We start from the raw sequence: 8466 nt of genomic DNA on the forward strand, positions 1-8466 counted from the left end.
ACGGCACCCTCTACCAACCGCGACCAGCCGAACCCGCCCTCGCCGCTTGACAGAGGACATAGGGGCACCCCCCCGTTATCCAACACATTCACGGTGTTGCCGCTGACCCCCGCGGTGAGGACCTCTTCATAGCCACCCACGGAGGACTCTTCACCCTCACTCCTGAAGGTGCGATCGCCGGTCCCATCGGAGGCCACGATTTCGATGCGATGGGCTTTACCGTCCTCGACGACGCCCTCTTCGCATCCGGTCACCCGGGCACACAGACACCCGCAGAGCTCGGCTCCCCGAACCTAGGTGTCATTCGTAGTGACGACTTCGGCGAATCGTGGTCACCGATCGCCCTCACTGGCAGTACGGACTTCCATGTCCTCACCGCCGGACCAGACGGCACTCTCTACGGGATCGCCTCCGATGGCGTCGATCTGCTCATCAGCACTGACGACGGTCTCGAATGGACCCGCGGCGCAACACTTGCCGCGGCAGACCTCGCCGCCACCGGCGACGGTCTCTACGCCGCCGCGGAAGAAGGACTGCTCCTCAGCACCGACAACGGCGCCACCTTCACCCCCGTCGCCGACGCCCCGCTGCTCTACACACTCGACGCCAAACCCAATGGCTCGCTCGCAGGAGTCGGAACCGACGGTGCCCTCTGGTCACAGAACACCGAAGGAACATGGCAACGCCTCGACGCGCTTCAAGGGGCCGCTCAGGCCTTCACCGCGATCGATGACGAACGCTTCATCGTTGTCGACGACCGCGGCATCGTCCAGATCACAGCCGACGACACAACCATCCTCGCCCCCGCCCGGTAGAGAACGCCACCACCAGAACGGCCACCCATGGTCCCCCGCCGCAATCCCTTCCGACGCATATCCGTCTTCATCGCGTGCGCCACAGTCCTCGCCCTGCTTCTCGCCCTTGCGAGCTTCTACCTCATCGGAGCCATATTCAGATGACCCGCCACCTGCACCCAGCTCGGCACCGTCCACGAGCACACGTTCCCACGCGCACCAGCCACATGTCCCCACAGCGGCGTCACGATCGCCTCGTACGTATCGGGGCCTTCCTTCTCCTGGCCGCCGTCGCACTGATCGCAACTCATCTCCTCATCGACACAACCGTTCCAGACCAACGGTCACTCTGGGCATACACGCTCGGAAGCTACGAAACAGCGTTCATCCTCGCGATCGTCGGACTGGCGCTCGTGCTGCGTGAACCCCCGGGAGGCGCGGATGAATCTCAATGACTACTGGACCAACGCCTTTTGGTCCGTCATCCCCACGATCGCCGTCGTCGCAGCATTCTGGTTCGTCCTGCGGTCCATCATCAGAGCCGACCGCAACGAACGAAAAGCACACGCCAAGATCGAGCAACAACTCCGCGCGGAACGAAACCATCCTCGCCAACTCGCATCGGCGGACGACGAGCGAGACCCGCTACCTGAACGCCGGAAACGTCTGCCGAAAGCAGATACCGGCGAACGTTAACGGCGGGCGCACGATGACGGGCGACGCGAACTCGCCGGAAACGATCGTTTTCGGCGGAGCGTCTGCTTAGTTCGGTGAAGCTCGCGCAGGGTTTCTGGGGGCCCGCCCTCTCGGCCGCCAGGTGCATTGTTCCGATGCGCGGCTACTTCGAGTGGACCGGCGACAAGACGCCGGAGACCCCGCACTTTCTGCGTGGTAAAGGGCTGCTGTCGGCCGCCGGTCTCACCTGGTTGATGGAGCTGCCGAACGGTGAGAAGTCGCGGTGCTTCGTGGTCATCACCCGCGAGGCGCGGGATGCCAGCGGTGAGGTGCATGACCGGATGACGGCATTCCTCACGCCTGATACCTGGGATGCGTGGCTCACTCCGGAGAAGCTCACCGGCACGTGTCCTCGGCAAGTTGATCTCCGTTGAGTTCGAAGCCACTGTGACCACACCGCCCACATCCGCGGCGTGAGAGAAAAGTCACCAAGATCTTCAGCATTCACATCTGCTTCGATGCGGTGTCGCACTGCGAACCACCACTGCCGCACACCGCGCCGTGATCGGTGTGAAGCCCTTCCCTCAGGTCGCAGCACGTCCGACCGTTCCGTACGTGGCTAACATTCGACCATGGTTGAATCCTCTTCGTTCGTGCCGCCCAAGCTCTCCGTGCAGCCAGACGTTCGCGTTCTCGGCGCCCGCGAACACAACCTGCAGGATGTCGACCTCACGGTGCCGCGCGATGCAACGGTCGTCTTCACCGGCGTGTCCGGCTCGGGAAAGTCCTCGCTGGCGTTCGGGACGCTGTACGCCGAGTCGCAGCGACGCTATCTGGAATCGATCGCACCGTACGCCCGGCGCCTGATCGATCAGGCGGGAGTGCCCGATGTCGACTCGATCACGGGGATGCCGCCGGCGGTCGCCCTGCAGCAGCAGCGCGGTGCCGGCAACGCCCGATCGACCGTGGGCAGCATCACCACGTTGTCGAGCTTGATACGAATGCTGTACTCGAGGGTCGGGGACTACCCGGATGGGCAGCCGGTGTTGTATGCGGAGGACTTCTCCGCGAACACGGTCCAAGGGGCCTGCCCGGAATGCCACGGCATCGGCCGCGTGTACACGGTGAACGAGCAGCAGATGGTCCCTGACCCATCGCTCACCATCCGCGAACGCGCCATCGCTTCCTGGCCGACCGCGTGGCACGGCCATCAGCTGCGCGACGTGCTGGTTGCGCTCGGTTACGACGTCGATGTGCCGTGGCGGGACCTGCCGAAGAAAGACCGGGACTGGATCCTGTATACCGATGAGACCCCCTTCGTTCCGGTCCACTCCCGGCTCACACTCTCTGAGTCCAAAGCTGCGATCGAAGCAGGCGTGGAGCCGAGCTACTCGGGCACATTCGTCGGGGCTCGCCGGTACATTCTGGACACGTTCGCGAACACGAAGAGCGCCTCTATGAAACGGCGCGTCGCGCAGTTCCTCACCGCTGCGATCTGCCCGGCCTGCGATGGCAAGCGGCTGAAGCCCGAGGCGCTGTCGGTCACGTTCGAAGGATTCGACATCGCCGAATTCTCCCAACTGCCGCTCCGGGAACTTGCCTCGATCCTCTCGGGAGTCGTCGCACGCTTAGAGGACCACGAGGCCGCCTCTTCCGACGCTGCCTCTCCGCGTGCCGCGGAGGAAGAGCAGGTCGCTGCTGGCAAGGCTCCCATTGCCCCCTCGCCCGATGTGCGACCCACCGCAAGCCGAGCGCCAGAGAAGCGTGCTGCTGCGGTCCAGCTCGCTTCAGGAGTGCTGCAGCGGCTTCGTCCACTGGTCGATCTGGGGCTGGGTTACTTGTCATTGAGCCGGACGACCCCGACACTGTCGGGCGGCGAGCTACAGAGACTCCGGCTCGCGACGCAACTCAGCTCTGATCTTTTCGGGGTCGTCTACGTCCTCGACGAACCATCGGCGGGGCTGCATCCGCAGGACGTGGCGGCGCTCCTCGAGATCCTGGATGGACTCAAGGGGCGAGGGAACAGCCTGTTCATCGTCGAACACTCCGTGGCTGTGATGCGGCACGCGGACTGGCTGGTCGACATCGGCCCCGGTGCCGGTGAACACGGCGGCCGCGTGCTCTATAGCGGCCCGCCCGACGGGCTCGCCGATATTGAGGAGTCCGTGACCCGCGGATACCTCTTCGGTGGCCGCGGTCTCCCTCTTCGCACACCCCGTGAGGCACGCAGTTGGCTGCGCCTGGAGAACGCGACGCGGAACAACCTGCACGACCTCACGGTCGATATCCCATTGGGTGTCTTCACCGCAGTTACGGGCGTGTCTGGGGCCGGCAAGTCGAGTCTGGTCAGTCAGGCGCTTCCATCGCTGCTTGGCGATCGCCTTGGCCGGGCTGTCCGGGCCGATGACGAGCCGGTCAGCGACGAGTCGTTCCTCTCGGATGCGCCGGAACGTCTCGATGGGCGCGTCGCCGGGCCCGTCACCGGTGTACAGCGGCTCGTCACCATCGACCAGCGGCCAATCGGCCGGACGCCGAGATCCAACGTCGCCACCTACACCGGGCTGTTCGACCATGTCCGTCGTCGATTTGCAGACACCCCGGAAGCTCGTTCCCGCGGGTACAAGCCTGGCCGATTCTCCTTCAATGTCGCCGGCGGGCGCTGCCCGACCTGCGAGGGCGAGGGATCGGTGATGGTCGAGCTCCTCTTCCTGCCTTCCGTGTACACCGAATGCCCCGGCTGCCACGGCAGCCGATACAAGGCATCAACGCTCGAGATCACGTGGAGGGGGCGCTCGATCGCGGACGTGTTGTCGATGAGCGTCGAGGAGGCGAACGTGTTCTTCGTGGGCGATGAGGAGATCACGCGGTCGCTGACCGCTTTGTCGGATGTGGGGCTCGATTACCTCCGGTTGGGTCAACCGGCAACCGAGCTCTCCGGGGGTGAAGCGCAGCGTGTCAAGCTCGCTACCGAGTTGCAGCGGGCGCAGCGCGGAGACACGCTGTACGTCTTGGACGAGCCGACGTCCGGGCTCCACTGCGCCGACACGGATCGTCTGGTCACGCATCTGCAGACGCTGGTCGACGCGGGCAACACGGTCGTCGCCGCGGAGCTGGACATGCGCGTTATCGCGGTGGCCGACTACGTGATCGATCTTGGACCCGGCGCGGGCGACGCCGGCGGGACCGTGGTTGCAGCTGGTACGCCCGCGCACGTCGCGGACAAGGGCGTCGGTGCTTCCGCGGGCTACCTCGCCGCCGCACTGCAGGCAGCCACCAACGTGACCCCATCGTGACGAGCGCGGCGCTGTGCGTTATGAGAATCGGACAGCGGCACGCTCGACGAGGTGGCGGTCTCAGGCGGGGAGCTTCGAGTCCAGGACGTCCAACTTCTCGATCGTCGGTTCGGAGAACCACAATCGCGGGTCACCCCCCACGCGATTGGGAGACACGCCCTAGCTCTGGGCCTCGCCGAGGCGCGCTTCGGGCGTGAGCTCGGCGCGGAGACCGCCGCCGGTCGCAGCCCGGGCAAGAGCGCGACCCAGCGCAGGTGCCTGCTTGAACAAATTGTGACCGGCCACAAAAAGGACAGAGCTTGCCTCCCACACGGCCACGCCGTCCTCACTCCACGGGAGGTCGGTCACCCAGCAGTGAAGGAAGTCGCGCGGCTCTGGGTGGAGACCAGGCAGCGCCCGTGACACGTATTCGCGTGCGCGTTCGTCCAGCGATCGAATCGCCGCCGGGTCGATGAAAGTTCCGTCGTCGCGGACGCCCACGGTGTCGCTGAGTCCGACCGAATAGCTGCTGTTGCCCGGTAGCGGCGTCGCGTAGACGCCGACTTCGCCGAAGACGCCGCTGCTGTCCTGCAGGCACGCGACTCGTGCCGGGGCGGCGGCTTTCACGTCGAAGGTCAGCCGGACGTGTGCGGCAAGGCGAACCGGCAGCGAGAGGCCGACGCTGCGTGCCAGACGGGCGGTTTCGCGGCCGGCGCACACGACCACCTTGGAGTAGACAGCCCGGTCGGTGACGCTACGCACCTCGACCGTCCCGTCGGCGCGGGGATCGATGGAGATGACCTCACCGGTGGTGACCGCATCTGCGAGGGCACCCGTGAGTGCCGTGATCGCGGCGCGGGTGCGGATCGCGCCGCCCGACTCGTCGAGCACCGCTGGCCCCGAGTACCCAGCGAGCAGCGGCATCCGCTGGGCGACCTCGGCCGCGTCGATCTCGTGCGCTTCCACGCCGCCTACCTGGTCGAGCACCCGCAGCCGCGCCAGGGCGCTGTCTCCGATCGCCAGGACACCGTCTGATGAGACCAGCTCGACGTCGAAGTGTTCGGCCCACTCATCCCATACGCCGCGGCTTTCGCGCGCGAAAGCGACGAGTCGCGGGTCGTCGTGGGCATGCCGGAAGATCCGCGACTCGCCTGCGGACTGACCCGTCCCGGGCAGACCAGCCTCGTACAAGCGCACCGGCACGCCCTGCTCCCGCAGCGCGTACGCCGTCGACAGACCGACGATCCCGCCCCCGATCACTGCTATCTCAGGTGAACGCGTCGTGGAAACGCCGTCGTCAGTTCCTGTCATCGCGGTTCCTCGATCTGTTGGTGATTAGCGATAGGCCGCAAGAGAAGGGGCCGCTGCCACGACGTCAGCGGGCTGTGTAAGCCCGAAGTCACCGCGCGCAGCGACCCCCCCTTTCTGGGCCAGTACTCCCGGTCTGTGGTGTCAGGCGGGGAGTTTGGAGCCCAGGACGTCCAACTTCTCGATCGTCGGTTCGGAGAACAACGTGCCGGTCTGCTCGCCGAGAGCGGTCGCAACCGCGCCAGACAGGTGCGCGTCGCGGCCGGCGTCATCGGGGAACACGTCGAAGATCCCGAAGGAGGACGGGCCGAGACGGATCGCGAACCACGCGACGGTGGCCGGTTCCTCCTCGACGAGCCCTCGCCCGATACCGAGGAATTCCTGGACCTCGTCTTCCTTGCCGGGCAGGGCCTCCAGCCTGACAAGCAGTCCCTTCGTGACGCTCATGACGTCACCTCTTCCTGGGTCGAACTGCTCGCAAATTTCGCCACGATCGTATCGCAGAACGCAGGCAGGTCGTCGGGTGAGCGGCTGGTGATCAGGTTCCCGTCGACCACGACATCCTGGTCAACGACCTCCGCTCCGGCGTTGCGCAGATCCGTGCGGATGCTCGGGAAGGACGTCAAGGTGCGACCTCCGACCACGCCAGCCTCGATCAACGTCCAAGGCCCGTGACAGATCGCGGCAATGGGCTTGCCAGTTTCGACGAAGTCGCGGACGAAGGAGACGGCGTCCTTGTCGACCCGGAGCTGGTCGGGGTTCACCGTGCCGCCGGGAAGCAGCAGGGCGTCGAAGTCGCCCACCGAGGCGTCGGCGACCAACCCGTCGACGGTGAACGTGCCCGCTTCATCCAGGTCGTTCTCACGGGCCTTGATCTCGCCGTCGTGGATCGAAAGGACCTCGGTCTGAGCGCCGGCCCGTTCCAGTGCTTCGCGGGGTTGCTCGAGCTCAACGCGCTCGACCCCGTCGGCGGCGAGGATCGCGACCCTCTTGCCCTGAAGATCTGCTGCCATCTCAGTTTTCCTTCGTTCCGTTTGACATGCCGGGCTTGATGAGGACCTTGGTCCAACCCTTGGACCTGGCGTCGAAGTTCTTGTAGGCATCGGCAGCCTGGTCCAGCGAGATCTCGTGGGAGACGATCCACGAAGGAGTCGCCTTGCCGGCCGCGATCAAGTCCCGTAGCCGGCGGTTGTACCGCTTGACCGGGGCCTGACCGCTTCCCATGGTCTGCCCCTTGAACCAATGTGTGCCGAAGTCGATGGCCGCCTTGCCCTGCTTGGCCAATTCGCCCTCGGCCCCCGGGTCCTGGGGGACGAACACGCCGACGGTGCCAATCCCTCCGGTGAAGCGGACCGCGTTGATGAGCATGTTCAAGGTGGCGGCGGTGTCCTCGTTGCCCTGCGGATCGTGGGCCTGGTAGCCCACGCATTCGCAACCACGGTCAGCTCCGAGCCCCATAGTCTCGTCCAGCACAGCCTGCACGGGGTCGACCTTGGAGTCGTCGATGGCAATCGCACCGATCTGCTCGGCCAGCGCGAGCCGGTCAGGGTGGCGATCGACCACCATCACCTTTGCCGCGCCCTTGATCATCGCGGACAGGGCGGCCATAAGCCCGACCGGACCCGCCCCAGCGATCACAACGCTGTCACCGGGGATCACGCCGGCCATCTCGGTGGCGTGGTAGCCGGTGGGGAAGATGTCGGAGAGCATGACGTAGTCGTTCTCCTTCTCCTCGGCATCCTCGCCCAGGCGAAGAGCGTTGTGATCACCGAAAGGCACCCGGAGCAATTCTGCCTGGCCACCGCCGTAGGGACCCATGTCGGCGAACCCATAGGCCGCACCGGCGAGTGATGGGTCGGGCTGAGTGGTGAGGCAGTAGTTGGTCAGGCCGCGTTCGCAGTTCTTGCAGAACCCGCACGAGATGTTGAACGGGAGCACAACCCGGTCTCCGACCCTGACCTTCTCCACGCCACTACCGACCTCGATGACCTCCCCCATGTTCTCGTGGCCGAACGTCCGGCCTACCTCGAAGGAGGTCCGCCCCTCGTACATGTGGAGGTCCGAGCCGCAGATATTCGTCGTCGTCACCCTGACCAGGACATCGGTGGGCCGCTCGATCTTCGCGTCCGGGACCTCCTTCGTGCTGATCTGACGGGGTCCCTCGTACACCACTGCTTTCATGTCTACTCCGATCTGATGGTGTTGCTCGGTAGCCTTCTGGCCTTGATAGCTTCCTGGCAGGGACTTGACAATGCAGCCATTCGCGAGTTAGCGGACGCCCTCAGGAACCACGTGTCAAGGGGCTCGCCTTGCGTTGATGTGTGTAGCGATCGAGCCGGGATGGCCTGGAGTCCCGCGGGGTGGTGGTCTTTCGGGCCCGCGGCGTCGTGACCGCGACGGGGTGAGCCATCGTGCGA

The 8466-nt window shown here is 65.4% G+C and carries 8 protein-coding genes; 4 read left to right on the forward strand and 4 right to left on the reverse strand.

Annotation, left to right across the window (positions count from 1 at the left end):
* Nucleotides 1-86 precede the first annotated feature (86 nt).
* The 4 genes from CJ226_RS17595 (at nucleotide 87) to CJ226_RS17610 (ending at nucleotide 4762) form a co-directional block, all read left to right on the forward strand.
* A complete protein-coding gene (locus CJ226_RS17595) occupies nucleotides 87-815 on the forward strand; it encodes a F510_1955 family glycosylhydrolase (RefSeq protein ID WP_374754544.1) in 729 nt (242 codons plus the stop codon).
* Nucleotides 816-1235: 420 nt separating this feature from the next.
* Complete coding sequence (locus CJ226_RS17600; protein WP_081859903.1) at nucleotides 1236-1490, forward strand: hypothetical protein; 255 nt, start codon at nucleotides 1236-1238, stop codon at nucleotides 1488-1490.
* Between the two features lie 74 nt (nucleotides 1491-1564).
* Nucleotides 1565-1903 carry an SOS response-associated peptidase family protein gene (locus CJ226_RS17605; protein WP_180964651.1) on the forward strand — a complete coding sequence of 113 codons (339 nt, stop codon included), beginning with the start codon at nucleotides 1565-1567 and terminating at the stop codon, nucleotides 1901-1903.
* A 198-nt stretch (nucleotides 1904-2101) separates the two neighbouring features.
* Entirely contained in the window at nucleotides 2102-4762 is a 2661-nt protein-coding gene (locus CJ226_RS17610) for an excinuclease ABC subunit UvrA (RefSeq protein ID WP_102209969.1), read from the forward strand.
* 159 nt (nucleotides 4763-4921) lie between these two features.
* On the opposite strand, the gene CJ226_RS17615 is transcribed toward CJ226_RS17610, so the two are convergent.
* The 4 genes from CJ226_RS17615 to CJ226_RS17630 form a co-directional block, all read right to left on the reverse strand.
* Nucleotides 4922-6052 carry an FAD-binding oxidoreductase gene (locus tag CJ226_RS17615; protein WP_180964652.1) on the reverse strand — a complete coding sequence of 377 codons (1131 nt, stop codon included), beginning with the start codon at nucleotides 6050-6052 and terminating at the stop codon, nucleotides 4922-4924.
* Nucleotides 6053-6193: 141 nt separating this feature from the next.
* Nucleotides 6194-6496 carry a putative quinol monooxygenase gene (locus CJ226_RS17620; protein ID WP_061018829.1) on the reverse strand — a complete coding sequence of 101 codons (303 nt, stop codon included), beginning with the start codon at nucleotides 6494-6496 and terminating at the stop codon, nucleotides 6194-6196.
* Nucleotides 6493-7062, reverse strand: a complete 570-nt coding sequence (locus tag CJ226_RS17625; protein ID WP_102209971.1) for a type 1 glutamine amidotransferase domain-containing protein — start codon at nucleotides 7060-7062, stop codon at nucleotides 6493-6495. The genes CJ226_RS17620 and CJ226_RS17625 overlap by 4 nt, the downstream gene beginning before the upstream one ends.
* 1 nt (nucleotide 7063) lies before the next feature.
* Nucleotides 7064-8230: a glutathione-independent formaldehyde dehydrogenase gene (locus tag CJ226_RS17630; RefSeq protein WP_102209972.1), complete on the reverse strand. Its 1167-nt coding sequence runs from the start codon at nucleotides 8228-8230 to the stop codon at nucleotides 7064-7066.
* Nucleotides 8231-8466: the final 236 nt, after the last annotated feature.

Source organism: Microbacterium sp. UMB0228, from assembly GCF_002871415.1.
Lineage (GTDB): Bacteria > Actinomycetota > Actinomycetes > Actinomycetales > Microbacteriaceae > Microbacterium.